This window comes from Streptomyces sp. NPDC042638, from assembly GCF_040647235.1.
Classification (GTDB): domain Bacteria; phylum Actinomycetota; class Actinomycetes; order Streptomycetales; family Streptomycetaceae; genus Streptomyces; species Streptomyces rameus.
Genome location: NZ_JBEZBT010000046.1, coordinates 1 through 25,704 on the forward strand (window position 1 = coordinate 1; position 25,704 = coordinate 25,704).

General features: G+C 71.2%; 25 protein-coding genes, 1 tRNA gene and 1 other RNA gene. 3 read left to right on the plus strand and 24 right to left on the minus strand.

All coding sequences use genetic code 11. The features are described 5' to 3' along the window. Positions 1–2,268, minus strand: a 2,268-nt coding sequence (locus tag AB0B40_RS28945; RefSeq protein ID WP_362266363.1) for a DNA polymerase III subunit gamma and tau, incomplete at its 3' end; no start/stop codon positions are given. 54 nt (positions 2,269–2,322) lie between these two features. Further along, positions 2,323–2,421: signal recognition particle sRNA small type (gene ffs / locus AB0B40_RS28950), an RNA gene on the minus strand. Positions 2,422–2,541: 120 nt separating this feature from the next. On the opposite strand from ffs, the gene AB0B40_RS28955 reads away from it, so the two are divergent. After that, positions 2,542–2,629: transfer RNA gene (locus tag AB0B40_RS28955), tRNA-Ser, on the plus strand. 146 nt (positions 2,630–2,775) lie between these two features. Here AB0B40_RS28955 and AB0B40_RS28960 read toward each other — a convergent pair. From AB0B40_RS28960 to AB0B40_RS29025, 14 genes are all read right to left on the minus strand, one after another. Next, a complete protein-coding gene (locus AB0B40_RS28960) occupies positions 2,776–4,050 on the minus strand; it encodes a site-specific integrase (RefSeq protein ID WP_362266365.1) in 1,275 nt (424 codons plus the stop codon). Between the two features lie 75 nt (positions 4,051–4,125). Further along, positions 4,126–4,359: a helix-turn-helix domain-containing protein gene (locus AB0B40_RS28965; RefSeq protein ID WP_362266367.1), complete on the minus strand. Its 234-nt coding sequence runs from the start codon at positions 4,357–4,359 to the stop codon at positions 4,126–4,128. A 486-nt stretch (positions 4,360–4,845) separates the two neighbouring features. Beyond that, a complete protein-coding gene (locus AB0B40_RS28970; RefSeq protein WP_362266369.1) occupies positions 4,846–6,321 on the minus strand; it encodes an ATP-binding protein in 1,476 nt (491 codons plus the stop codon). 2 nt (positions 6,322–6,323) lie between these two features. Continuing rightward, positions 6,324–7,181 (minus strand): bifunctional DNA primase/polymerase, encoded by an 858-nt coding sequence (locus AB0B40_RS28975; RefSeq protein WP_362266370.1) that lies wholly within the window; start codon positions 7,179–7,181, stop codon positions 6,324–6,326. Positions 7,182–7,268: 87 nt separating this feature from the next. Beyond that, positions 7,269–7,757, minus strand: a complete 489-nt coding sequence (locus tag AB0B40_RS28980; RefSeq protein ID WP_362266372.1) for a hypothetical protein — start codon at positions 7,755–7,757, stop codon at positions 7,269–7,271. A gap of 12 nt (positions 7,758–7,769) precedes the next feature. Continuing rightward, entirely contained in the window at positions 7,770–8,213 is a 444-nt protein-coding gene (locus AB0B40_RS28985; protein ID WP_362266374.1) for a hypothetical protein, read from the minus strand. 14 nt (positions 8,214–8,227) lie between these two features. After that, positions 8,228–8,422: a hypothetical protein gene (locus AB0B40_RS28990; protein ID WP_362266375.1), complete on the minus strand. Its 195-nt coding sequence runs from the start codon at positions 8,420–8,422 to the stop codon at positions 8,228–8,230. Between the two features lie 84 nt (positions 8,423–8,506). Next, positions 8,507–8,815, minus strand: a complete 309-nt coding sequence (locus AB0B40_RS28995; RefSeq protein ID WP_362266377.1) for a hypothetical protein — start codon at positions 8,813–8,815, stop codon at positions 8,507–8,509. Between the two features lie 140 nt (positions 8,816–8,955). After that, complete coding sequence (locus AB0B40_RS29000) at positions 8,956–11,196, minus strand: cell division protein FtsK (RefSeq protein WP_362266379.1); 2,241 nt, start codon at positions 11,194–11,196, stop codon at positions 8,956–8,958. 83 nt (positions 11,197–11,279) lie between these two features. After that, on the minus strand, positions 11,280–11,621 hold the full coding sequence (locus tag AB0B40_RS29005) for an RRQRL motif-containing zinc-binding protein (protein ID WP_362266381.1): 342 nt from the start codon (positions 11,619–11,621) through the stop codon (positions 11,280–11,282). Next, complete coding sequence (locus tag AB0B40_RS29010; RefSeq protein WP_362266383.1) at positions 11,618–12,235, minus strand: GGDEF domain-containing protein; 618 nt, start codon at positions 12,233–12,235, stop codon at positions 11,618–11,620. The genes AB0B40_RS29005 and AB0B40_RS29010 overlap by 4 nt, the downstream gene beginning before the upstream one ends. Next, positions 12,232–13,353 carry a conjugal transfer protein gene (locus AB0B40_RS29015; protein WP_362266385.1) on the minus strand — a complete coding sequence of 374 codons (1,122 nt, stop codon included), beginning with the start codon at positions 13,351–13,353 and terminating at the stop codon, positions 12,232–12,234. Before AB0B40_RS29015 ends, AB0B40_RS29010 begins: the two co-directional genes overlap by 4 nt. Then, positions 13,350–13,643: a hypothetical protein gene (locus tag AB0B40_RS29020; protein ID WP_362266386.1), complete on the minus strand. Its 294-nt coding sequence runs from the start codon at positions 13,641–13,643 to the stop codon at positions 13,350–13,352. The genes AB0B40_RS29015 and AB0B40_RS29020 overlap by 4 nt, the downstream gene beginning before the upstream one ends. Positions 13,644–13,805: 162 nt before the next feature. Next, positions 13,806–14,222, minus strand: coding sequence for an NUDIX hydrolase (locus AB0B40_RS29025; protein ID WP_362266388.1), 417 nt, complete (start codon positions 14,220–14,222; stop codon positions 13,806–13,808). Positions 14,223–14,881: 659 nt separating this feature from the next. On the opposite strand from AB0B40_RS29025, the gene AB0B40_RS29030 reads away from it, so the two are divergent. Both AB0B40_RS29030 and AB0B40_RS29035 read left to right on the plus strand, forming a co-directional pair. Continuing rightward, positions 14,882–15,652: a helix-turn-helix transcriptional regulator gene (locus AB0B40_RS29030; protein ID WP_362266391.1), complete on the plus strand. Its 771-nt coding sequence runs from the start codon at positions 14,882–14,884 to the stop codon at positions 15,650–15,652. Beyond that, complete coding sequence (locus AB0B40_RS29035) at positions 15,649–16,122, plus strand: NUDIX domain-containing protein (protein WP_362266393.1); 474 nt, start codon at positions 15,649–15,651, stop codon at positions 16,120–16,122. Before AB0B40_RS29030 ends, AB0B40_RS29035 begins: the two co-directional genes overlap by 4 nt. Here AB0B40_RS29035 and AB0B40_RS29040 read toward each other — a convergent pair. The 8 genes from AB0B40_RS29040 to AB0B40_RS29075 form a co-directional block, all read right to left on the minus strand. Beyond that, the gene (locus AB0B40_RS29040) at positions 16,110–16,679 is read right to left on the minus strand and encodes an HD domain-containing protein (protein ID WP_362266395.1); all 570 of its coding nucleotides are present in this window, start codon (positions 16,677–16,679) and stop codon (positions 16,110–16,112) included. The two genes, AB0B40_RS29035 and AB0B40_RS29040, sit on opposite strands and share 13 nt — an antisense overlap. An 11-nt stretch (positions 16,680–16,690) precedes the next feature. Next, the gene (locus tag AB0B40_RS29045) at positions 16,691–17,137 is read right to left on the minus strand and encodes a GntR family transcriptional regulator (protein ID WP_362266396.1); all 447 of its coding nucleotides are present in this window, start codon (positions 17,135–17,137) and stop codon (positions 16,691–16,693) included. 331 nt (positions 17,138–17,468) lie between these two features. Beyond that, positions 17,469–18,755, minus strand: coding sequence for a hypothetical protein (locus tag AB0B40_RS29050; RefSeq protein WP_362266398.1), 1,287 nt, complete (start codon positions 18,753–18,755; stop codon positions 17,469–17,471). A gap of 97 nt (positions 18,756–18,852) precedes the next feature. Continuing rightward, complete coding sequence (locus tag AB0B40_RS29055; RefSeq protein ID WP_362266400.1) at positions 18,853–19,029, minus strand: hypothetical protein; 177 nt, start codon at positions 19,027–19,029, stop codon at positions 18,853–18,855. A gap of 100 nt (positions 19,030–19,129) precedes the next feature. Further along, on the minus strand, positions 19,130–19,708 hold the full coding sequence (locus AB0B40_RS29060) for a hypothetical protein (RefSeq protein WP_362266402.1): 579 nt from the start codon (positions 19,706–19,708) through the stop codon (positions 19,130–19,132). Positions 19,709–20,446: 738 nt separating this feature from the next. Further along, positions 20,447–22,180, minus strand: a complete 1,734-nt coding sequence (locus AB0B40_RS29065) for a copper resistance protein CopC (protein ID WP_362266404.1) — start codon at positions 22,178–22,180, stop codon at positions 20,447–20,449. 408 nt (positions 22,181–22,588) lie between these two features. Further along, positions 22,589–23,176: a GNAT family N-acetyltransferase gene (locus AB0B40_RS29070; RefSeq protein ID WP_362266406.1), complete on the minus strand. Its 588-nt coding sequence runs from the start codon at positions 23,174–23,176 to the stop codon at positions 22,589–22,591. Next, entirely contained in the window at positions 23,169–25,661 is a 2,493-nt protein-coding gene (locus tag AB0B40_RS29075) for a penicillin acylase family protein (protein WP_362266407.1), read from the minus strand. Before AB0B40_RS29075 ends, AB0B40_RS29070 begins: the two co-directional genes overlap by 8 nt. Between the last annotated feature and the right edge of the window lie 43 nt (positions 25,662–25,704).

The following is a 25,704-nucleotide window of genomic DNA, read 5'->3' on the forward strand; positions in this document are numbered from 1 at the left end:
ACGCCGGGCGCCCTCCAGGAACGCCTCCTGGCCGACGTAAGCCACCAGCTGCTTGCTCGCGGGGCGGGGGGCGGCCGGGGCGCCGTAGCCACCGCCCGGGGTGCCGCCGTAGCCGCCGCCTCCGCCGCCGTAGCCGCCGCCTCCGCCGCCGTAGCCGGGTGAGCCGCCCGGGGCGGGCGGGGCCGAGCCGCCGCCGGACGGGTCGACGACCGCCTCGATCTTCCACTGCACGCCCAACTGCTCGGCCAGCGCCTGCCGCAGTACGTCCTCGCTGCCGCTGCCGGCGAAGTTGTCACGGGCCCCGGCGTTGACGAAGCCGAGCTGGAGGGTCGTGCCGTCGAAGCCCGTCACCTGGGCGTTCTGGCTGAGCAGGATCCAGGTGAAGCGGCGGCGGTTCTTGACGGCCTCCAGGATGTTCGGCCAGAGGGCGCGGGGGTCGAGGCCACCGGCGGGAGCGGCCGGGGCGGGCGCCGGAGCCAGGGTTGCGGGGGCGGGGGCCGTCGGCTCGGGAGCGGGCCGGCCCGGCTGCGGCTCCGGCTGACCGGGGCCCTGGCCCTGGCCCTGGCCCTGCCGACCGCTCACCGGAGCGGCTGCCGTGGGCCAGCCACCGGGGCGCCGTCCGCCCCCGGCGGAGGCGGCGGTGGGCCAGGCACCCGGGGCGGGGGCGGGGGCGGCCTGTGGCTGAGCCTCAGGAGCGGGGGCGGAGGGCGCGGGGGCAGGGGCCGTAGGTGCCGGGGCGGGGGCAGGGGCCGTAGGTGCCGGGGCGGGGGCAGGTGCCGTGGGCGCGGGGGCGGGGGCGGTGGGCGGAGCCGCCGACTCGACCGGGGCGGCGGGGGCCGCGGGGGCACCGGGACCGGCCGCCGGGACACCCGGACCGCCCGCCGGGACACCGGGACCGCCCACCGACACCCCGGGACCGGCCGGAGCACCGGGACCACCCGGGGCGCGGACGGCCGCTCGGGCGGCGGCGGGACCCCCGCCGGGCGGCATGGACGACGCGCCCACCCCGGGGCCCGCGCCCGTGCCCGCGCCCGGGGCGAGGGCGCCGCCGTGGGCCTCGGGGCCGGGGACGTAGCCCATGGCGGGCGTGCCGGCGCCGGCCGAGAAGGCGACGCCGCGCTCCAGGCGGTCGAGACGGGCCATCAGGGACCGCTCGTCGCCGTAGGCGGCGGGAAGCATGACGCGGGCGCAGATCAGCTCCAACTGGAGGCGGGGCGAGGTGGCGCCGCGCATCTCGGTCAGGCCCTCGTTGACCAGGTCGGCGGCGCGGCTCAGCTCGGCCGCACCGAACGTCTCGGCCTGGGCCTGCATCCGCTCCAGGACGTCGGCCGGGGCGTCGAGGAGCCCCTTCTCGACGGCGTCCGGCACGGCGGCGAGGATCACCAGGTCCCGCAGCCGCTCCAGCAGGTCGGCGACGAAGCGCCGCGGGTCGTTGCCGCCCTCGATGATCCGGTCGACGACCTCGAAGGCGGCGGCCCCGTCACCGGTGGCGAAGGCCTCCACGACGGAGTCGAGCAGGGATCCGTCGGTGTAGCCGAGGAGGGAGGTCGCCATGGCGTAGGTCACTCCCTCCGCGCCGGCACCGGCGAGGAGCTGGTCCATGACGGACATGGAGTCACGGACGGACCCGGCGCCGGCGCGCACGACGAGCGGCAGCACGCCGTCGTCCACCGGGATGTCCTCCTTCTGGCACACCTCGCCGAGGTAGTCCCGCAGGGTTCCCGGGGGCACGAGCCGGAAGGGGTAGTGATGGGTCCGCGACCGGATGGTCCCGATGACCTTCTCGGGCTCGGTCGTGGCGAAGATGAACTTGAGGTGCTCCGGCGGCTCCTCGACGACCTTCAGCAGCGCGTTGAAGCCGGCCGACGTGACCATGTGGGCCTCGTCGATGATGTAGATCTTGTACCGGCTGCCCGCGGGGCCGAAGAAAGCCTTCTCACGCAGGTCACGGGCGTCGTCCACACCGCCGTGCGAGGCCGCGTCGATCTCGATGACGTCGATCGAACCCGGTCCGTTCCGGGCGAGGTCGCGGCACGACTGGCACTCCCCGCAGGGGGTCGGCGTGGGACCTTGCTCACAGTTCAGACAGCGGGCCAGGATGCGCGCGCTGGTCGTCTTGCCGCATCCGCGCGGCCCGCTGAACAGGTACGCGTGATTGACCCGGTTGTTCCGCAGCGCCTGCTGCAGCGGGTCGGTGACATGCTCCTGCCCGATGACCTCGGCAAAGGTCTCCGGGCGATAGCGGCGGTACAGCGCGAGAGACGACACGCATACGAGGTTAATGGCGCCCACTGACAACCGGCTCCGCCCGCCAGCCCGGGAACGCAAAGCGCCCCCCACGCACCCGCCAGAGCCAACCTACCCTTGCTGCCTTCCGGCCCTGGGGGAGTTCAGTCAGATAGCGCCGCGTGAGGGGCTGTGCCCCAGAGTACCCGATGCCGGGCCGCGGGCTGAACCCGGTCGTGTCCCGGCACCGCAGCGGGTGGCGGCCTGCGGGAACGAGTTCGCGAGCACCCTCCTCGGTCATGTAATGTTCCGACCGGAGGATTCGCCTAGAGGCCTAGGGCGCACGCTTGGAAAGCGTGTTGGGGGCAACCCCTCACGAGTTCGAATCTCGTATCCTCCGCCAGTGCCTCACCGGGCACGATGTCGAAGGCCCTGACCCGCTTCACGCAGGTCAGGGCCTTCGACGTGCTCCGGCAGGGGCCGGACCCGTTGGGCCTCTCGCGCTGTTCCGTGACAGGCCCTTCGTGATCTTCCGTCTCAGTTTCCGTCTCAGTTGGCGTCTGCGGACCCCTGCTCCGGGCTCTCGTCGGCCGCCTCGGCCACGCCCCAGAGGGCATCGCCGACCTGCTTGGCGACGTTCTTCAGCATCGGCCCGGTGATGTGCATGTAGCGGGCCCGCATCCGTGCGGAACCTCCCGGCTCCCATCCCATGATGGCGTCCACGATTACGTCAGGAACCCCGAGCAGGAGAAGCACGGTCCCGGCAGTGTGGCGGGCGTCATGCAGCCGCCCGTCTCGTACGCCGGCGTCCTCCAGTAGCTGCTTCCACTGGTGGTAGTCGGTGTTCGGGATGAGCGGGCCGCCCGTCGGCTGCGCGAAGACGTACCCCTTGTCCTCCCACAGCTCTCCGGCTTCCTGCCGTTCCCGCGCCTGTTCCTCCCTGTGCTTGATGAGCAGCTTGATGAGCGGGCCCGGAAGCCCGATGGTGCGTCGGCCAGCGCGGGACTTGGTGTTCTTGAACTCCCGCCGGATCTGCCGGCGGTCCCGGCAGTAGCCAGCCTTTCGACCACAGGTGTCGCCGCACCCGTGCTCGTATTTCGGCCGTAGCCGGTTCTTCCGGATGCGGATGTACCCGGCGTCCAGGTAGACGTCTTCCCACATGAGTCCGAGAGCCTCGCCCTGGCGCAGTCCGAGCGCCAGGGCGATGACCCAGCGTGCGCTGTTGCGGAGCTTCGACGCCTCCACGAGGAGACTCTGAATCTCCTCGATGCTGTACGGCTCGATCTCCTCTTCTTCGAGCCGCGGGGCCTTCGCGATCTCAGCAACGTTCTTGGCGACGTGCCCGCGTCGGACCGCTTCGCTGAGCGCGACCCGGATGGTTCGGTGGACGTGATGAGCGGTCCCGGCAGCGCTGCCGTTCTTCTGCATCCGCTCGTAGAACTCCTCCAGGTGCTCCGGCTCCAACCGCTCAAGCTTGTGGGCCCCGATGCCGGGAACGAGGTGGACCCTCACGTCCACCTCGTAGCCGTCGTAGCTGTTCTCGCTGACGTACTTCTTGGCGATGTTGGTCACCCAGTGCTCAAGCCACGTCTTGACGGTCCACTGTTGCCCCGCCTTTCGTACGGTCCCCGCCTTGCGCTGCCGCTCCAACTCGCGCACAGCTTCGGTGACTTCGGCCCGCGTCTTGCGCTCGATGTGGCGGCGGTCGGGCTTGCCGTCGGGGCGGACTCCGACCGTGACACGACCGTGCCACTTCCCGTCCTTGCCCAGGTAGATGGACGACGCCCCGTTGGGCTGCCGCGTTCGCTTCTTGTCTTCCGCCACTGGCGGGCTCCTTCGGTTGGGGCAGGAAAGCGGCCGGGACGCCACCCCGTGAGGCGGCGTCCCGGCGTGAGGTGATCAGGCGGCGCGCTGCTCAGCGCGGCGATGGGCGAGGTAGGCGGCGGGGGCGTCGGCGGGGACGCGCCGGAGTCCGCCGATGGTCAGGGACTCCAGCTCTCCGCTGCGGATGAGGGCGTAGCAGGTGGTCCGGCCGATGCGGAGGCAGCGGGCGGCTTCTTCGACGGTCAGGAGAACGGGGGCCGGGTCGGCAGCCTCGGCGAGTGGTGCGATGTCCACGGTGGCGATGCTCACGGAAAGGTCTCCTCTGGGACGGTCCCGTCGGGGAGTCGTGGCGGTGTCTGGGGCGCGGGAGTCCGCGTGTGTCCGAGGTTCGGGTTTCTGCGTCACGGCGTCACGTGCGTCATTCGGGCCTTTGACCTGTGCCTTTGCGTGACGTGGGGTGGATGGGGTGCGTCACCGGTGCGTCACGGCTTCGTCGTCTGTGACACGGGGGCGTGACGCAGGTGACGCACGATGACGCAGCCGATCGGTTCTGCGTCACGCCTGTCCGGGCAGGTCAGGGGCCGGTTTCCGTCGGATGTGACGCAGGTGACGCAGAGTCTTCCTACTTAGGAAAAGAGGGGGATGGTTTCTGTTGTTGTGCGCAGCACAGGACATGAAGAAGGAGCCGCTTCGCGGCGCGTCCTTCGGCAGGGTGCTGCGCACCGAACAGCAAGAGGAGCACCCTGCGCGGTGTCGCCCCGGGTGCTCCTCTTGCTGTTGTGCGGTGACCTCGCGTCAGAACGCGGCGCCCTGTTGCGGGCCGGGTGCCGGGGCGGGCTCGGTCAGCTCGATGTAGCGGGCCTCGCGGGTGCGTCCCCAGTCGACGTTCAGGCCGCGCGCCGCGAGGGTGGGCTGAAGCCGCTTGAGGCGGTCGGAGAGGACCTTGCCGGTAGTCGGCCACCCTTTAGGCAGGGGACGGCAGTCCTCGCCACTGTAGAGCCGCGTCAGGAGGTGCAGCCACTCCGCGGAGGTCATGCGCTGTTGCTCCCCGGGCTGCATGTCGGCCGCGTACGCAAGCACGGTCTGCGCGAGGAGGTCGCCCTCGATCACGTCGTCGTTGAGGTCGTCCAGTCCGGCCCGGTAGGCGGGCAGCGCCCCGAGACCCATCGCGGTGTCGAGCTGCGCGCACAGGTGCGCGAAGTCCGCCATCCGCAGATCCGTCGGCGTCTCCGCCGACGCGGCGCGGACCTTGACCGTCAGGTCCAACAGCGACCCGAGCACGACGGGCAGGACCTGCGCGTACTCCGTCCACAGCTCCGCCTCGGTGCGCCGCACCTTCGGGCGTTCCAGCCGGAGCGGCAGGAGACGTTCGGCGAGGTCCGGGCGGATGACACCCACGTCGATACCGGTCAGCAGGAGCGGGCGCCGGTAGCGGGCGCGGAAGACATCCCCGTCGGTGAACAGGGCCCGCTTGACGGACTCGGCCCCGGTGACGATGCAGCACATGGCGTCGGACAGGTCCGGGGTCATGTGGGAGAGGTTGTCCAGCGCCGTGACCCATCCCGCGGCGACGGCCGCGATCAGGTTCTCCTCGTCCTTCGGGGCGCGGCGCAGGTCGCTGCTCATGCCCTCGACGATCCGGATGAGCATCCGGCCGGCCGTCGACTTCCCCGCGCCCTGCGGTCCGGTCAGGAACGGGGCGGGGACGGGTACGGACGGTTCCAGGCAGCCGACCAGCCACGCCATGGCCAGGCATTCGGTTTCGGCGTTGACGAAGTTGCACAGCCGGAACAGCAGGTCGATGCCCTTGCCGTCGGTGTTCTTCTCCGGCAGGGGCAGTTCGCCGGTGAGCTGGGTGCGCCGCCAGCACACCTCCCGCGGGTCGGGAACGCGGATGTCCCACCCGGTGGGGTGGATGCGCACCGACTGGCCGTCGCTGCGCCCGAGGTCCAGCCAGGTCGCGCCGTCGAAGCCGGGCGCGACGCGGATGTGCACGCTCTGGGTGGTCTCGTTGAGTGCGAGTGCTTCGATCAAGTCCAGCGCCTCCTTGAGGGCGGTGCCGTTGAACACGCCGACGCCGTCTTTGAACAGGCCGACCATGAGTTCCTGGCGATGGCTCCCCGTCGTGCCCTGGGAGCGGATGGGGCGGGCCACGGGGTGACCGTTCTTCTGCGCGTAGACGGTGCCGTCGGCGGTGCGGAAGTAGCGGAACCGCTCCTGCGCGTAGTCGGCGATGACTTCGCGGGCCGGGGTCTTGTCGTCCTCGGACATGGCTACAGTCCCAACCTCGTGCGGGCGTTGTTCCACGCGTCTGCGCAGTGCCGAGGGCTCTCGCCTTTGGCCTGCGCGGCGGCGAACAGCCGCGCCGTGTGGTCCTCGGTGAGGCAGCCGCACCGGCCGTGCGTCGAGAGCACGGCCAGGAACGTGGCGTACACGGCCGCGTGAATGCCGCTGGACGCCCGGTTGATGCGCTCCACGGCCATCGTGATGCCGCGTTCCAGGAACGCGGGCGTGCGATGCGGGCATGCGCCCTCTACGGCTCGTGTGGGCAGCGCGTCGATGCATGGGGCCTGGTAGACGGTGGGCGCCTTGACGGCCAGCGCCCGCACAGCGTCCGGCAGGGCGGTGAGGGTGCCGGTGCCGGGGCCGCGCCAGCGGGCGTAGGCCATCGTCGACTTGATGTCGACGCCGTCGCGCACGCCGTTCGCGGAGGTCATGGTGCCCTGGTAGATCCAGTGCTGTCCGCGCGTCGTGACCACGGTGCGGGTGGCCGGCAGGGTGGCGCGGGCCCAGGTGACGGCGTCGGCGTGGTCGAGGTCGACGACGGTCAGTCCGGCGCCGCCCGGGTGGTAGGCGACCGCCGCCGCCTCGCTCCACGCTGCCGCCCACTGGGGGGAGTTGAGGGTCCGCGGGTCGGTGGTGGCGGCGGCCCATCCGTGGCACGGGTGCAGGCAGGTGCAGGGGCCGGGGGTCTTCATGTGGGGGCGCCCGCCGCACGCGGTGTACAGGCAGGCCGGGCAGTTGGCGAAGGGCACCTTGCCCCGGCGCAGCGGCAGGACGGGCACGCCGTCGGCCGCCAGGCGCAGGGCGGTGCTGAGGTGGTCTCGCCGGATCAGGGCGGGATGGGTCATGCTGGGGTTTCTCCTGCTCTCTTGGAGGGATGGGAGAACCGGGGCGGGCGCGGCTTGTGGAAGAGATGGCGCCCGCCCCGGGCGCAGCTAGGCGCAGGTGCAGTCGGGACGTTCGCCGCTGCCGTCGGCGCCGCACCCGCAGCAGTGCGGGTAGACCTCGCCGTCGTCGTCCTCGGCCTCGCACTGCGGGCAGTCGGCGAACTCGTCCTCGTCGTCGCTGGTGTCGTAGCCGAGCGGGCTGAGGGCGGAGTGGACCTGGTCGAGGGCTTCGGCCAGACGCTGAGCGCGGCCGATGGCGACGCGCGCCGTCTGGACGGCGGAGGACGCGGCCTGGTCGGGGTCCTTGCCGCCGTCCACGGTGAGCCGCCCGGCCGTGTGCGCGTCGGTCACGGGCCCAAGCGCCTGGGTGATGGCCTGAGGCAGCATGCGCGACAGGTGCGCGAGCGTCCCGATCAGGCTGTAGGCGTCGCTGGGGTACTGCCAGTCCGCCCCGGGCGTGCGGGTGGTGTGGTTGATGGCGCGGACGGCTTCGGCGGCCTGGTCGGCCAGCGCTACCGGGCTCTGGGGGTGGTTCATGCGGTGCTCCTGTCAGGTGTGGAAGTGGTTGCGCTTGATGACGGCCTTGCGGATGTTGACCGTGGTCGCGCCGCGCGATCCGGCGAAGAGCTGGACGGCGATGAAGCCGCCGAAGATGATGGCGGCCAGGATGATGAGCTGGGTGATCAGCGCGGTCAGGGCGGCGATGAACGTGGTGAGCATCAGCAGTCCGCCGCACACGGCGGCGAAGCCGACGCCCCCGAGCGCGATGTTCACCGCGGCCCGCGAGACGGGCGGCTTCGCGGCGACCGGTTCGGGCTTGGCGGCGTCGATGGCGTAGCCGGTGACGACGCGCCCGTCGGGCAGGACGATGCTCTGGACGGCGGGGATCTGGCTCGGTTGGACGGGCACGATCGGCGCCGGGGCCGGTATCGGGGTGGGGTAGTGGACCGTGCCGGCCGTTTCGGTCGGGCGGTAGGGGGTGGGCTGGTTCACGGTGGGGTCTCCTGTCAGGGGCGCAGGCTGGCGAGGAAGTTGAAGACGGAGGCGCACAGGCTGCGGATCGGCTCGTCCGCGCCGGTTCCGGCGGTGAAGAAGCCGAGCAGGAACAGGACGAGGGCGGGGCCGATGCCTCCGGCCTTGGCCCTGACAATGAAGACGGCCGCGATGCCGAACAGGAGGATCGCGGAGAGGTTGACCACCATGGCGGTGCTCCCTTCAGTGGGCGGGGCAGGAGGACAGCAGCAGACCGAGGGCGACACCCACGAGGGCGAGGCGAACCAGCGCCCTCATGCGGTCGGCGTCTTCCGCGCGGCGGGCCCCGTGGTCCTGGCGGCGGCTGCGTCGGCGGCGCGGCCCGCGCGGTAGGTGCGGGCCCACAGGTTGTAGAGGTGGCGGCCGACGCGTATGCGGATGCCGTGGCCGTCGCAGCGGCGGCAGTGCTTGCCGCGCTTGGGCTTGCCGCGGCGCGTGTGGGTGAGCTGGAAGCCGAGTCCCTCGCAGCGGCGGCAGGACTTCCACGGGGAGGCCGCACACACTCCGGCGTAACCGAGCGTGAACAGCACAATGAGGACGCTAGCGAGCAGAGGAAGGGGCATGAGGGCCTCTCTGGGCAGGTTTTCGGGGTTTCCGCAGGTGGGTCGCTAGGTGCTAGCGGCCTGATCAGGGCATCTTTGGGTCGCTAGCGAGGTTGCTAGGTCTAGCGACCTTGCTCGCTAGACCTAGCGGCCTCTCGGCCCTACTTGTCGCCCCGCTTCTTGTTGCGCTGCGTGACCGCGTCGATGATGTGCTGACGCTCGATGCCGCGCCGGTTGGCGCCCTTGCCGTCCTCGGTCTTGCCCCACACCTGGCCCGTGGAGATGCCGTACGGCTTGAGCGCGGCGGCGAGCTGGTCGGCCTTGGCCCGGCCTTCCAGCTCCGCCCATTCGCCGTAGACGGCCGGCGCGAACTCGGCGAGGCGGTCGACGACGGTCTCCGACCACACCTTGTCCTCGCTGCGCCCGAGGACGGCGGCGGTGTCGTCGAGGATCGCGTCTGCACTGCGCGTCTTGCTGGTCTCGCCGACGGCGTCGCCGGACAGGGTGCCCTCGTCCTCGCGCAGGGCGCGGGCCCGCTCCAGGATGGTGTCCGCGTCGCGGCCGGTGGCCAGGTAGGTGCGCACGATCCCGGAGTCGTCCGTCATGCCCTTGAGCAGGCCCACGCCCTTGTGGGACTTGAGCAGCTTGGACGCGTCCAGGCCCTCCCCGTAGGAACCGGCCCCGAGCACCACCTCAGAGACGTGGTAGGAGCCGACGCGCAGGGAGAAGCGGGCCTGGTGCTGGTCACGCAGCACCGACGGGCACGCGGTGTCGTCGGGCTTCTGTGTGGAGTTCATGACCGACACCCCGACCGCCGGCGCGACCCGGGCGAGGTAGACCAGCAGGTCAAGGATGGTCTTGCCGTGGGTGGGGTGCTGCAAGTACTCCTGCACCTCGTCGACCACCACGAGCGTGAGGGGCATGTTCAGCTTCCGGTCCCGGCTGATCTCGGGCGTCAGCTTGCCTTCGGGGCAGATGTGCAGGGGCAGTTCGGACAGCCGGTGGTAGCGGTCCTCCACATCGGCCTTCAGCTCCATCAGGGCGTTGACCAGGTGCATGACCGGGTCGAAGCCGTCGCGGGGGACGATGCCGAAGCCGATCCGGTGGGCGACCTTCGCGAAGGAGCGCCAGTCCGGGGACGCCTTGCCGTCGAACACGATCAGGCGTACGTCCGGGTCCAGCGCGGCGGCGAGTGCGATGGTGCGGGCGGAGAACGTCTTGCCCTGCCGCGGTACCGCGCCGACCAGCAGCGACAGCCACAGCATGGTGGCCATCACGGGGTTGCCGCGCTCGTCGACGCCCCAGGGGAACGGCTTCCAGAAGTCCACCCGGGTGGCCCCGAGCAGCGGCGTCTTCCCGGACGGGACGGCGAGCGGGTCGCGGTCGGCGATCCAGTAGGAGACGCGCCGGCCGCTGGTCTCGTCTTTGTCCATGAAGAGCTGGGTGGGGGCGATGTCCATGCCGGACGCGAGGCGCGAGTGGGCCTTGAGGGCGTCCTCGAAGGTCATGCCGTACGGCAGGTCGACGACCACGCGCCAGCCGTCCCCGTCCCGGCCGATCGGCCGCGGGAACGCGATCGTCTGGTCCTTCGTGGTCAGCTTCGCGGCCTCATGGGCGCGGATGACGATGTCCGAGGACAGCTTGCGCTTGCGGAACGTCACCTTCGCGCGGTCGATGAGCGGCTTGTCCGCAGGCGTGCCCCCGAGACCGAAACCCGTGGTCAGGGTCACGATGCACAGGGCGAGCAGCCAGGTCGGGGCCATCACCCACAGCAGCAGAGCGATCGTGAGGCCGACGGCGCTGGACACGGTCGCGATGATCGAGCGCATCCGTACCCGGGCGTCCCGCTGACGCGACAGCTTCAGGTACGTCGCCGCGTCCTCGTCGAGGACCGACGCCAGGCGCAGGGCCCGGCCCTCGGTGTCGAACACCCAGCGGCCGACGGCCGACGACCAGCGCCAGGCGCCGCGCGGGCTGTAGGCGAGCAGCTTGGGCGTGTAGACGCACGGCAGGCGCCAGGCGTGGTAGCCGAGCATCGTGGAGTAGTGCCGCACCGCCCACTTACGGACGGCTTTACGCTGGTCAGGCAGCTTCACCCACTCGGGGAAAACGGGCTGGCGGACCTTGTCGCGCTCCTGCATCCACTCCGTGATGGACGGCGGATACGTCTCCTTGGGCGGGTCGACGCTCGCACCCTCGGTCAGTCCCTCGGCCTCGGGGTCCTCGGTGTCGGGGAGTTCGGCCACCCACTCCCCCGGCTTCACCACGCCCTCGCCCGGGGCGGCCGGGCCGGTGGGGGCGGGGTCGGTCTTCTTCTTCAGCGGGAACGGCACGATGGCGGCCGTCGGCTGTTCGGTGCCCTCCGGGTCCCCGGCGGGCGTGAAGGTGGTGGTCTCGGTCACGATGTACGTGCTCCTTCGGGAGTCGACGGGTCCGGCCGACTTGCTGTGGAAGGTCGGGCGGCCGGACCCGGGTTCGGGGTGGTTCAGGCAGCGCGCTGTTCCTCGGGATAGGCGCAGGTCACGCACGATCCGAGCGTGGGCGGGATGACGTATCCGGCGTCCCGGCGGCACTCGGGGCAGGTGCGGCGGGCGCGCATCATCGCGGCGTGTGCCCGCCACCGGCCCGGGGTCATCGGACGGACCGGTTTCGCGAGGTCGACCCGGTACAGGTAGGCGACCAGCGGCGGGCGGCCCCGCCGCCGGGGGCGTTCGAGCTGGGCGGCGACATCCTGACCACCGGGGCGCAGGTCGCGGGCCCGCAGTTGGCGGCGGGTGGCGTAGCCATCCGGGGCGAGGTGCCACCGGAAGACCGGAAGCGTGCTCACGCCGCGCCGCGCCGTCCGGGACGGCGACCGGCCACCGACCCGAGCAGCCGCCCGAGACGGGCCCGGCGAGGACCGGACCGGCCGGACCGCTTGGCCGCGTACATGGCCTCATCGGCACGGCGCAGCAGCGTGGACAGGTCCTCGCCCGGGTGGTCGGCGGCCCGTACCCACCCGAGCGACACCGTGGTGTGCACTGCGGGGGCGGTGTCGACCGGGCGGGCAAGGACGCGGGCGAGGGTGTGGAACCGGTCGGCGGCCGTGCCGTCGCGGTCGACGACGACGGCGGCGAATTCGTCCCCGCCGAGCCGCCCCGCGACCCCGCCGGGGGTGGTTGCGTGGGCGAGGCGGGCGGCGACCGTGGCGAGCAGCACGTCACCGGCCGCATGGCCGTGGGTGTCGTTGATCTGCTTGAAGTGGTCGACGTCCGCCAGCACCACCACGGCGCGCGGGTCGCGCAACAGACGGCGGGCCCGCCGGGTGAACGCGTCCCGCGTCCACAGCCCGGTGAGCGGGTCACGGCGGGCCGTGGTCAGGCGTCCGTGCAGCCACCGGGCGTGTACCGCCCACCCGATGACGGGCGGCACGGCCGGTAAGAGCGCGGCGAGGGTGTTCACGGCGTCACCGCCCCGGTGGCGCGTTCGGCGAGCAGGGCGTCACGCAGCTTGCGGGCGTTCGCGGGCGAGGTGCGCAGGGCCCGGCGGATGCCCTCCCCGGTCACCTCTGCATCCGTCAGGCCGGCCGTCGCCTTCCGCGCTTCCACCATGAGCTGATCGGGGGTGCGGCGGGTGCGGGTCGACTTGGCGGCGACCGGGACACGGCCCGTCGCCCGACGCGTCACGGTCGACGCGGCCGGGACCGAACGGGCGGGCGCCGGGGCGATCGGGACCGGCTTCACGGTCGGGACGACGGCGGGCATCGGCTTCATGCCGCCGCCCGACTTGCCCAGGTCGACCGGCGCCGGGTCGGGCACCGAAAGCCGCGTCAGCACGACCGTGGCCGGGGTCGATACAGGCAGGTCAGAGGTAGACCGTTCTCGACTACTTCCAGACGATTCCTCCGCATTTGCGACCGGAGAGGAATCGAGGGCCGCCGCGCCGAACATCGAGGCGAGAGCCGCGTCCGCGCCGTCGGTGATCCGGGCGCGCTGGACGTCCAACAGCCTCGATCCGAGCGCCGCGTCCCCGACCCCGACCTTACGGGCGAGGCGCCATGACGCCCGATCGGACCGCTTCCGCACCCGGTTCACCGGGTGGTGGGCGGCACGGGCCCGGTGGTAGGCGAGCGCCTGAACGATGTCGGCGGTGCGCTGTTCGTGTTCCGCGTCGCGGCCGTCGGTGTGGACGACGATCCGGCGGGCGAGGAACGCCATGCCCTCAGCCGAGACGGACATGCCCATCGGGGTCAGTGCGTAGACGACCGTGCGGCCGGGGTCCGGCGCAGCCATGGCGCCCATGACGGCGGCGGCGGCCGGCAGGGCCCACAGTCCGATCCGTACGACGCGGGGCGAGGACTGGCCCAGCATGGTCAGTCCCAGCAGGACCAGGGCGAGCACGGCCGTGGCGCCCTCGCCAGCACCGAGGGCACCGAGCGCGGTTCCCGTGCCGTAGGCGTGGCCGATGTTGCTGTAGGTGCCGATACCGCCGACCACGCCCGTGGCGAGCATCGGAACGAACGCGGCGGTCAGCACACCGATCTGAACCCTGGTCAGCGGCTTGCGGGCCGTCGCTGTCATGCCGCCACCTCCTTGCGCGCCGAACGGCGCCGGGAGACCGGACGGCCCAGCGGGACGACGTTGAACAGCTCCGCGGCGTGGTCCTCGATCGCGGCGGCGGCGACGCGGATCGCGTCGTCCGGCATGCCGGGGTTCTCCGCGAGGATGTCGCGGGCCGCGTCCAGGCGGGCCGCGCGCTCCATCTCGCTCTCGCCCTCGACACCGAGCCACAGTTCAACCGGGGTGCCCAGGGCCAGTTCGACGTAGTCGGCGGGGGTCACGGCCTGGTGGCCGCTGATGTACGAACGCATGGCGGAACTCCTGATCAGTGGAGGGATGGGAGAGATGCCGGGGCGGGCGCGGCCTGTGGAAGAGATGGCGCCCGCCCCGGGGCGGAAAGGTGAGTGCCCCGGCCGGGAGTCGAACCCGGCCTTACGACCATCGGGGCGGCAGTGCGGAACAGCTCGGGTGGCTCAGGAGGTTGCCGTCACAGTCGCGGCGAGGATGTCGGCGTGGTCGAACGCGAGCGACGGCAGGGCGTTCAGCGGCCACCACTGCGCGTTCGTCGCGTCGTCGCCCGCCTCGATGGGCAGTCCGGGGATGACAGTCAGGTGGTAGGCGACGGTGACGTACCGGCCGCGCGGGTCGCGGTCGGGCCGGTCGAACGTGCCGACCTGTTCCAGCTCCGCCGGCGTCGCGTACACCCCGGCCTCTTCGGCAAGCTCGCGGGCAGCGGCGGCGCGACTCGTCTCGCCGGAATCGACGTGCCCGCCGGGCAGCGCCCACTGCCCCTTGAACGGGTCCCAGCCGCGCTCGATGAGCAGGACGTATCCATCGGTCGTGGTGACGACCACATCAGCGGTGTAGTGAATGACCTCGTTGTTCTCCATAGCTGCTCCCTGTGTCGGTGACGCTGTCAGGTGTGTCGGAGCGCCCCGGCCGGGAGTCGAACCCGGCCTTACGACCATCGAGGCGAACGCGTCATCGTCACTGCTCTGACGCAAGCAGGGCGGCCCACACCAGGCGGCACCCCCACATCAAGGCGGGGTGTTCTCCGGAGCTGATGGGCTTGGCATTACCGCCGTCGACATCACCCGGCCGACGCGGGGGCGGTCTCACTCTTGCCGCCACGTGCGTTGGGGCCCCGCTGTACTTCCCCACACCCGAAAGCCGGGTGGCGCTGCCAAGCGCGTAGGGGGAGAGCCACGTCCATCACAGCGGTTTGCCCCCGGACCCTCGCCCTAGGCACCTACCGCGACCGCCGCTCTCGCGTCAGCCCCGCACGATCACTGTCCAGTTGTTGTGCATCCGCCGGGTCGTACGTGACGACCCAAGGAGAGGAACATGTATTACGTGTTCCTCATCATGCAGAGAGAGGTTCGCTCCGTCAAGCCCTTCGGCTTTTTGGGTTCCTGCGAGCCGCTCGCTGCGATGTACCTACAGATTGGCTTCAGCAGCGAAGACGATCGACTCCGCACATGTACGACCTGCGCACGACTTCGGTACGGTGAAGTCGTACCAAGTCGTCCCACTCGGGGGAGAGTTCGGCATGGCCAACGAGAAACTTCGCGGAGCGATCGTCGAGAGCGGCCTGACGCTCGATCAAGTAGCCGAGCGACTTGGGGTGTCGGCGAAAACGGTGGAGCGCTGGATCAACGAACCGAACCGCAAGCCCTACCGGCGCTTCCAGTACGCCACTGCCTCGCTCCTTCAGTGCGAGGTCTCCTACCTCTGGCCCGAAGAGCGCACGTCATCAGAGGTCACCGAGGCCGGAAACGCTGAGCTGATCAAGCTGTATCCGCACCGGTCCGTCGTCCCCAACCATCTTTGGCCCCAGCTCTACGCGCAGGCCAAGGAGTCGTTCGACGTGCTCGTGTACTCGGGTTTCTGGCTCACAGAGGACGCTGCGTTCCACCGAGTCGTGAAGGAGAAGTCAGCGGCCGGCACCCGTATCCGCTTCATGCTCGGAGACCCGGACAGTCCTGCGGTGGCGGTGCGCGGCGAGGATGAGGGGATCGGGCCAGCCATGGCCAGCAAGATTCGGAACGCCCTCATCAACTACAGCTCGCTCTTCGGACTTCCCGGAGTGGAGTTCCGGCTCCACAGCACCACGCTCTACAACTCGCTCTACCGGGCCGACAACGAGATGCTCGCCAACGGCCACCTGTACGGCGTCGGCGCGTACATGGCCCCGGTCCTGCACCTTCAGCGTGTGCCCGGGGGTGAGCTGTTCGACGCCTACGCTGAAAGCATCGAACGGGTCTGGGAGGCGGCCAGGCCCATCGCCTCTCCCGCCGATTGCGGAGGTCTGCACGCATGAGCCGTATCGACTACTTCCAGGACCCCAACGCGCCCAAGGCGAACTCGGTGGTCCCATCCGTCACGGCGGTCGTCCGCGACGACGCGGGACGGCTTCTGCTTATCCACAAGACCGACAACAACCTGTGGGCGCTCCCCGGAGGCGGTCACGACATCGGCGAACGCATCGGCGATACCGTCGTTCGGGAAGTGCTTGAGGAGACGGGAATCACGGTCGAGATTGACAGCGTCTCTGGCCTCTACACCGACCCTCAGCACGTCCTCGCGTACGACGATGGAGAGGTCCGTCAGCAGTTCTCCATCTGCTTCCGAGCGCACCCCACAGGCGGCACCCTGCGTACGAGCAGCGAATCCAAAGAGGTCCGCTGGGTCGACCCGGCGGACCTCGATGACCTGGACATCCATCCGTCCATGCGGCTGCGCATCACACACGGCCTGGACGAGACGCGCCAAGAGCCTTACATCGGCTGATCTGCGGTCTGCGCCTGGACGAGACGCCCCTCCACACGTCGCGCGGCTGCGTGGATCTCCGGCGCGGCGCGTTGGATGAAGCGGCCGACGATCGTCTCCGGCCCATACCGCTGCACGATTTCGTTGAGGCGGTCGGCCGGCGCGGTGTGCGTGCCGTCCGGGGTCGTCGTCATGTCGCAGAAGAGCAAGGCGTCCACGAGGTCGGGACGCTCAAGCTCGAACTCGCTCTCCAGCTCGTGCCGGAGCCCTCGCTCCTCTGCCTCCAGAAGGGCACAGGAGTGGTGCGCCACGAGACGGACGACTCGTTCGTCTGCCCCGTCCTGATCACGGAGGAAGCGGGCCCCATCGAGCGGATGGAATCCGGTGAGCGCGATCTCCGGCGAGTAGCCGATGTCATGCAGCACCGCGGCTGCTTCGAGAAGCTCCGCGTCGTCGCCAAGGATCGGAGCCAGGGAGCGGGCCCGCTTCGCGACACCAAGGGAATGCGCCCACCTCCGGGGCAGCGGCTCGGACAGCAGCGATTCAGAAAGCGAGTACGCCCACTCAGTCAGTCCCATGGTGGCCAAGGCTACGGCCCTACCGCAGGACTCGGGAGAGCGCGCACTGTGCGCCCCTTGCCGTGAACGGTGGCGAGCAAGCCCGTCCCCTCCATGTGCGCGAGCCCTCGGCGGACAGCGGTACGCGATACGCCGAATCGCTCGCAGAGCCTCGCCTCCGACGGATACGCGTCCCCGACGGCCAGCGAGTCCTCTTCGATCACGGCCACCATCCGTTCAACGAGCGAGCGGCGGTCACCGCCCTGGGACACGCGCCAGCCGATGCCCGGCGCAGACTCCAGCACGCCCTCAGCTTCCAACGTCTTGAGCGCTCGGCGGATCGTGTTCCGCGCCACTCCATGCTCGCGCATGAGGTCAGCCTCGGACGGCAAACCGCTCCCGTGCCGGCCGCCCTCGATCTCCTGCCGCAGCGCCTCCGCGATGACCAGGTAGGTTCCGCGTGGACTGGCCTCTGTCACTTGGGCTCCCCTCGGCTCACTCTCTCGCTCCCTGCCAAGCCTCCCACGGCCGTCCGGCATCTCGTCATGGCCGTTCAGGGGACCGTGCCCCGCCTGGCCGCTCCGTCTCAGTTTCCGTCTCATTCAGCCCCGTCCGTCGGCGTTCACGTCCGTACGCGCTGCGGGTTCTCGTGGGCCCGAGAACGCTCCTGAACACAGGCGGACGCTTGCGAATATGGCCCTGACCTGCATAAACAGACTTGGAAAGCGTGTTGGGCAGACGAAGGCTCCGACCGCACCGCGGCCGGAGCCTTCGTCGTTCCGTGGTTGCAGTTTTGGTTGCAGTTCCCGGCTATCGCCCGTTGAGCACAGCACGGCAGACGCGGCAGTACATGGCCGCGTTCCGCCCGTACCTGTGCATCAACTGGCCGCACCCGGCGCATGGCCCCAGTTCCCAGGGCAGACATCCCAGCGCGGCGGACGCGGCGACCCGCTCGACATGAGTGACCCGCATCCGGTCGCGGGAGCGCTGGACAGGCATGCGCGGGAGGGTGAAGCCGCCAGTCGGCTGGTCGAGATCGCGCAGTGGCCGGGCGTCGCTGACGAACCAGCCTTCCTCCCCGGCCCGGCAAGTGCGGTCGATCTCCTGCTCGGCGAAGGTGATCACATCGTCGTCCTCCTGGCCCGGAACCGCAGGGAGGGGTGTCTTCTCCCCCACGATCTCCTCCCAGAGCACGCGGTCGCCGGCCGGCACCCACATGTGGCGACCCGCACGACCACTCCCGCGGTTCGGAACGTAGACCGGGACGCTCTCGCCCGTGGCGCTCTGCAGGACGAGATCCTCGATGTGCACCGGCTTCTTCTCGGGCAGGCACAGTGCGGGTACGAACCAGTCGGCGTGAACCGCGCCACAGTGCCCGGCTCCCTCGCTGACGAGGCAGTGGCGCTCGCTACTCGGTACGCACTTCCAGACCTGGAGATGGCGATACCCACCTCGGATCAGCATCTCCTTGCCGTCGGCGATGTCCTTCCACGGCATGTCATCGACTCGTGCCCAGGGTGCCCGGTCGATCAACGACGCCGCCCTGTCCTTCGCCACCCACAAGGGCGTGATGCCGTGCTCCACGGCATTGACCGAGCGCCGGTGCACGCTGCTGGGGCTGAGGTGGTGGTACTGGATCTCCCAGCCGACCCGTATGCCGTCGGGCCCGGTGACGACCGCGTCCGAGACGCTTCGACGGTTGGCGACGGGAACCTCGGCCTCGGCGTCCAGGCCGTATCGCGTGGCAGTGTCGACGACGCGCTCTTTCGTGGCCTTGTGCTGTGCGCTCTCGGCCGGCGTGGCCTTGTGCGTGATCGGCAGGTGCGAGGCGACCAGCGGACGGCGACCGCCTGTACGGCCGCGGCGAATGAACATCCAGGGGGACTTGCCGCCCGCCTCCGACTGGCACTCTCGCCCGTCGTGGTGGGCAAGGCATTCGAGCAGTTGCGGGTCACGATCAGCGACGCTCGCGGTGATCTCCCGGAGCAGATCGGGCCGCTCCGCATGACCGAGGTCGGGTAACGACAGATTGATCTCTATGCCATATCCGGTGTGCCACACCCCGTTAGCCATGCCCTCCACGATAGGAACGGCCACTGACAGTGGGTAGAGAGCCACCAGACGTGACAGAGCCGGCCCGCACAGTGCGGGCCGGCTCCAGGGATGCAGGCGGGTCACCAACCGAGGCAGGTGATCAGCGACGCCACCTTTCCCACACCCACGCGATCGCGGCCACGGTGACGCCTCCGATCACCTGCTCCGCCTGAGTGCCGGCGCCGGCGGAATAACCCGAGGCATAGCCGACAGCGACAGCGGCCACCAACACGTCATACCTAGGCGGTCGCTCGCCTTCGGCCAGAAGCACACGCATACTGGACAAGGTCCTTCTCCTCGTTCGATGGGGTTGGGCCATCCGCCGGAGCCCGGAGATCTGTGGAAGGTGACACGGGGTCCGGCGGAAGTCTTTGTACTCAGGGGTTTGTGCTGGTGCCGCCCTCCGCCAACTGGTCGGAGAGCTCGGAGCTGATCAGCTCGCCCAGCCGAATAGTCAGGTCGCGGCGCTGCCCTTCGGAGAGGCCGCGGAAGGCACGCCATGCGAGTTCAACGGGTGAACTTGGGCGGTGCCCCATGGCGATCCACGCCATGAGGAGTGACCTCTCGATCGAGGAGAGATCTTTCAGCTTCTCCCAAACCGCTTCTGGATCCGGTGGGTTCCGGACCTGTAGCCGCTCCGCAAACGTCGGGCGTAGTTCCTCGGGTCTGCGTGGCGACCGCCGTACACCCGGCTCCCAGACGGGTTCGCCAGCGCGCACGAAGCGGGCTTCATGAGGGGCCAGAGCCGCGTCATCCCGGTTGGTATCGAGCACCCACCCGTACGCTCGGAGATCCCTGAGGCGCCTGTCGATCTGCGCGATGTCCGGGAACGCCGTTCGCAACTGGTCCTTGGTGTAGACGTTCCCCTCCCCGACCTGCGTCACGAGCCATAGGGCCGCGCGGACCATGCTCCCCATCTTTTCGTTCGTCCAGTCAGGCAACTGGGGTTCCGACACCGGGGCCACACCTCCTTCACTGACGGCAGTAAACCATATTCGGCAGAGTTCGGCGACGTTCGGCGAACTTTCCGGCAGCGATCGGCAACCTGCTGAAGCGGGCGAGACCCCTGCGGGGCATCCTCTTCCGAGCACGCACCCGCTCCTCCCTGCTCCCCGAGCTCGTCGACATCACCGACGTCGTGCTCGACAAGGTCACGGTGCTGCACATGCACGGCTCGCCGATGCACCCCGCTCGGAAGCCCGAAAGGACCCTCGTACGCCGGGAAGTCCACCGCGATTCGCCACCTCCGCACGCACGTCATCGAGGAGCGCGTCTTCGTCTCCGACTGCTACGTCCAGCACATCGCCCGCCGCACCGATATACCGCCAGAGTGGGCGGACGCCATCCGCGCCGCCGATCACCACACCCTGGGGCATGGACGCGCGGACTGCATGGGTAATGGCACGGCTGGCGCGGCATCCGAAGGAGCGCGTCTACGCAATGCGGCATTTGGACAACGAGGAGAGCGACAGCTGATCAAGGTCTGGTTGCAGCTCTGGTTGCATTCACACCAGTCCAGCGCCGTACTCACCGGCTATTTGGCCGATCCACCGCATGTCAGGACGCTCCTGATCACTCCCGGACCCCCAGACGAACCGGGCACGATGTCGAAGGGCCCCACTGCTCGCAGTGGGGCCCTTCGACGTTGTCCGTCCCTGCGTCCGACTCGGCTTGGCGGCCGGAGCCGGTCCGGGCTACCGCGTCACCCGTACCGGTGCCGACACCGTCACCTGGTCCACGTCCGAGACCCGGACCGTCGCCCGCAGGGTCCAGGTGCCGGGGAGCGGGAGGGTGAAGGCGTCGGCGGCCCAGTAACCACCGCGGTCCGTGACCTTGGTGTCCAGGGGACCCAGGTGCTGCGCCGGGAGCAGGAGGGTGAGGCGGAGTTCGGGGACCGTGGAGAGACCGCCGTCGGGGCCGTAGACCACCGCCTGGACGGAGTTCTCGCCGACCCGGCCCGGGTCCAGGGTGATCTGGACCCTGCCGTTGCCGCCGGGGGTGCCGACGTCGAAGGGGATCGTGGTGACGGAGGCCGTGGGGATACCCGCCGGCGCCGGGCCGGGCCGTGCGGACTCCGTCGCCGCGCGGCCGGGCACGGTGCTGGTCAGGAGGGTGGTCAGGGCCAGCACCAGTACGGCAGCCACCGCCTCGGCCAGGACCGAGCGGCGCAGGAGGTGCAGATGGGCGGCTGGGGCGGGGGCCGGGCCGGGCGGTCGCTCCGGGGGGAGCGGGGGGCCCATGGCCGGTTCCGGGACGCGGGCGCGCACCGGTACCGCCGCCCGGGCCATGCGGGTGGTCCAGGTGCGGGAGCAGGCCGCCGCGAGGAGGAGGGCCGCGACCGCCGCCAGCTTGGCCAGCAGGGTGCGGCCGTACGCGGTGTCCGTCAGCGCCTGCCAGGAGCCGAGTCCGCGCCAGGACTGGTAGACGCCGGTCACGACCAGGACCGTCACCGAGGCGAAGGCCATGCGGGAGAAGCGGACCGGGACGGAGGACGGCAATGCGGCCGGTGCGGTGGTGCGGCGCAGCGTCCACAGGAGGGCGGCCAGTCCGCCCAGCCAGGCCGCCATGGCGAGTAGGTGCAGGGTGGCCGAGACGACGGCCGCCGGTACCTGGATGCCCGCCGAGGCGTGATCGGACGCGGACCAGGTCAGGGACAGGGCGCCGCCCGACACCGCGGCTGCCGCGAGGCCGGCACGGCGCGGGAGCCGGATGCGGCGGGCTCTCAGCAGGGCCGCGCCGGCCGCCGCCAGGACCAGCAGCCCCAGGCGGACCAGGAGCAGCAGGCCGGGGCGGGTCGTCGCCGGGCGCGTGAGGGAGGAGAGGGTGAGGGCTGTCGCCGGGGAGGTGCCCTCCTCGTACGGCGTCCGCAGGAGGTACAGGGCGGCCGTGGTGGTGAGGAGCGTCGCCGCGGCGGCCAGGACGGGGGCGCGCAGGTGGGCGGTCGCCGGCGGGCGGCAGTAGGCCACGAACGCGGCCGTGCCCAGGAGCAGTGCCAGGGAGAGGTAGGCGAGGTAGCGCGCGATGGTGTGCAGGGCCGTCGTCACCGGGTTCTCGGTGCGCTCCGGGGGCGGAGCGGCGGGCGCGGCCGTGCGCTCGCCCACCGAGAAGGTGAGGGCGCCGGACACCGGGTGGCTGTCGGCCGACACCACCCGCCAGGCGACCGTGTACGTGCCGGTGGCCAGCCGGGCGGGGAGGGTGACACCGGCGGTGTCCGAGCGGCCGGAGGCGTGGGCGGCGGGGCCGGTGCGCAGGCGGTGGTTGCCGGGGTCGTAGACCCGGAACGAGTCGGTCAGCAGGCCGACCGATTCGGAGAAGGTGAGGGTCACCTGGCGCGGCGCGGTGCGCAGGACGGTTCCGTCGGCGGGGTCCGTCGCGCGCAGGACGGCGTGGGCCGAGGCGGGGGCGGCCGTGCCGAGGAGCAGGGACACGAGGGCGGGGAGGAAGAGGAGTACGGACCGGAGGAGCCGTCCGGGCCGGTGTGGTCCCCGGCGCCCAAGGCGCCCAAGACGCCCAAGGCCCCCTCGGTGACCCCGGTGACCTCGGTGGCCTCGCTGTCCCTGCTGCCCCTGTTGCTTCTGCTGCCCCTGCTGCCCCTGCTGCCCCTGCTGCCCCTGTTGCCCCTGTTGCCCCTGCTGCCCGCAGTGTCCTCGGTGTCCTCGGTGTCCTCGGTTTTCCTGGTGGTCTTGGCGTCCGTCGCGCAGCACCCTCAGCCTCCGTCCCCCTGTGCACCCATGCTCCGTGACAGGGCCTCCGGTACAGGTACGCGGGGAACGGCCCGTGTGCTCACCGGGGCGGCCGGGCCGGTGCGGGCGTCGGCGCCCGGCGGGACGGTGTCGTCACTCGGGGAAGGCCACCGCCAGTTCCAGGAAAGCGAGTTGGGCGTGCTTCTCCGGCAGGTACACCTCGGGCAGGTCCACCTCGGGGAGGACGACGGCGGGGCCCCGGCGGAAGCCATGGCGTACGAAGCGGTCGATCGCCTTGGCGTTGCGCACGTCCGGGTCGACCACGATCCGCCGGCGGTCCAGGCCCAGCAGCGCGTACGTCGTCAGTGCCTTCAACAGGGCGCCCGTCCAGCCCCGGTGCGGGCCGTCGGGGCCGGCGGGGGCGAGGAGGAGGTGGACGCCGAGGTCGCCGGGGCGGACGTCGTAGCACTCGCCGACGCGGTCGGCGGACGGCTCGTACGTCTGGAAGAGGGCGACCGGGACGCCGTCCTTGGTGACCAGACAGGCGTGGTGGGTGTCGAGCGTGGTCATATGGGCGTAAATACCGGCGACTTGGGGTCTGGTGAGGCCGTTCATGCCCCAGAACGCGGCGCGTTCGTCGCTCACCCAGGCGTGGATCACCTCCGCGTCGCCCTCCGGGTCGAGGGGGCGTACGCGGACGGTGCCGTAACCGTCGATGTGCTGGACGTACAGGTCAGACATGGGATCCCTCGGTGGGTGCTGTGGTGGCCGTGGTGGCCGTGGTGGCCGTGGTGGCCGTGGTGGCGGTGATGGGCGGCCCGGTCGGTACGGGCGGCTCGGGCGGCTCGGGCGGCTCGGGGGTGAGCAGGGTCCAGTCGGTGGTCACCGGGGCCAGTTCTCCCCTGAGCCACAAAGGGAGTTGGTCTCGGTGGTGGGCCGCGCCGGGTACGCCGTCGGCGCCGAAGGGCACCACCCAGCGGCTGTTGTCGCGGTCGGCCAGGTCCCAGACGTAGCGGGCGGCCGGGCCGCGGGCCGCGCGGTCGGTGAGGCCGGGGACGGCCGAGGTGCACAGCACGCAGTCGTGGTCGCCGGCGAGACCGGGTGCGGCGGTGGCGTCCGGCACGGTGTGCGGATCGTCCGGCAGCGCCTTCCAGGCGGTCAGCCGGTGGGTGGCGGCCCAGGGCCGGGCGGACGGCGCGGCGGCCACCTCCTCCAGGGCGGTACGGACGGCTGCCCCGCGGTCGATGCCGTACAGGTCGTCGGCGCGCAGGAGGTGTTCGAGGGCGTAACCGACGCGGGGGACGAGGGACAGCCAGGGCAGCAGGACGTCCGGGTAGGCGGGGGGCTCGGTGAGCGGGGCGAAGACCGGGTGCGCGGCGAGTCGCCGTACGACCGCGCCGCGCACCGCCGCGTACGCCGCCGCCTCGGTGCTGTCCGCGTCCATACGGCGGTCCCAGGCGAGCAGCCGGGCGCGGAGGTCCGCCGCGGCGGGGGTGAGGCCGGTGAGGGCGGCGAGGCGGTCCAGGAGGGGCGTGGCGGAGCCGAGGTGGGTGTCGGTGTGGATGGCGGCCATGCCGTCGGCGGTCCAGGTGCGGCGGGCGTCGAGCAGGTCGCGGATGCGGGCGGCGCGGTGGGGCGGGGCGAACTCGACGCCCAGGGGGGTGGCCAGGCCGTGGGTGTTGGCCATCACCGCGACGCCGTCGGCCGGTTCGGCGTACGGCGTCTCGTGCGTGCCGTGCCAGTCGTGGCCGGGTTCCCAGGCGGGGACGGGGTGCAGGCGGTTGGCCTCGGCGCGGACGGGGACCTTGCCGGCGATGCGGTGCAGGGTGCCTCCGGCGGTGTCGGCGGCCTGTACGACGTTGACCGGCTCGGTCCAGGCGTCCAGGGCACGGTCGATGTCGCCGACGCTGCGGGCGCGGAGGAGGGGGAGGAGGGCGCTGAAGCCGAGGTCTCCGGTCACCCGGGGTGGGTAGCGGAGCGCAAGCGCCTCGGCTGCGCCGTCGGCCCCGCCGCCTTTCCCACCCGCGCCATCCGTGCGCCTTCCGTCGCCGGGTGCGGGTGGCCCCTGTGCCGCGTCCCCACCGCCGGCGGCCACCGCTCCGTGCGCGAAACCCCCGCCCACCAGACCCGCCGGACCCCGGACCGTGAAAGTCTCCAGGCCTTCCGGACCTCGCGTCGCCCCCCGAACCGCAACGGCGTCCAAGCCCCCCGGCCCCCGAACCGCAACGGCGTCCAAGCCCCCCGGCCCCCGAACCGCAACGGCGTCCGAGCCCCCCGGCCCCCGCACCGTAACGGCGTCCAGGCCGTCCGGGCCTCCGGCTATCACGGGGCCCCGGGGTGTCTCGATGATCTCGATTTCCGTCGGCCGCTCGCCCGCGATCTCCACGGTCTCCGTGTGGCGGGTGGCCCGGTGCCAGGTACCGTCCGGGCCCAGGGCCTCGACGCCCGCGCCGGTGCGGCGCAGCCGCTCGCGGTAGAGGTCCTGGTAGTCGGCCATGGCGTTGGTGATGGCCCAGGCGGCCGTGCCGGTGTGCCCGAAGTGGGCGATGCCGGGGACACCGGGCACGGCGAGGCCGACCACGTCGAACTCGGGACAGGAGAGGCGGACCTGCTGGTAGACACCGGGGTCTTCGATGAAGCGGTGCGGGTCGCCGGCGATGAGGGCGTGGCCGGTGGCGGTGCGCTCGCCGGTGACGAGCCAGCCGTTGCTGCCGGCGGTGCCGGGCCCGTCGGTGGCGAACAGGCCGACCGCACCGGGACCGAGATGCCGTATCGCCTGCTCACGCCAGAGCTTGGCCGGGAAGCCGGCGAAGAGGATGTGCGTGCCGAGCCAGACCCCGAGCGGTGTCCAGGGCTCCCAGCGGCCGGGAGCGAGACCGGTCCGGGCGAACTCGGGGGCGCGGCGGGCCCCGGCGGCCAGGCCCTCGTTGACGCCGTCGACGTACGCCCGGACCCAGTCGGCCGTTTCCGGGTCCCGGCGTTCCAGCGACGCGAAGCAGCGGCGGGCGGTGTCGTCGATCCTGGACCGGCGGGCGAAGACGTCCCAGGACAGGGCGTCGGCGCCGAGGAAGGACGCGGAGGTGCCCTGGGCGCGGTGGCGCTCGACCTCCAGTTGCCAAGCCCGGTCGTGGGCCGTGACCCGGCCCTGCACACGGGCGAGTTCGCGGGCGTCGGCGGCGCGAAGGTGGGGGATGCCCCAGGCGTCACGGTAGATCTCGATGGTCACCTGAGAACCCCTTGCTCATTTAGGTTAGCCTTGCCTAATTAGT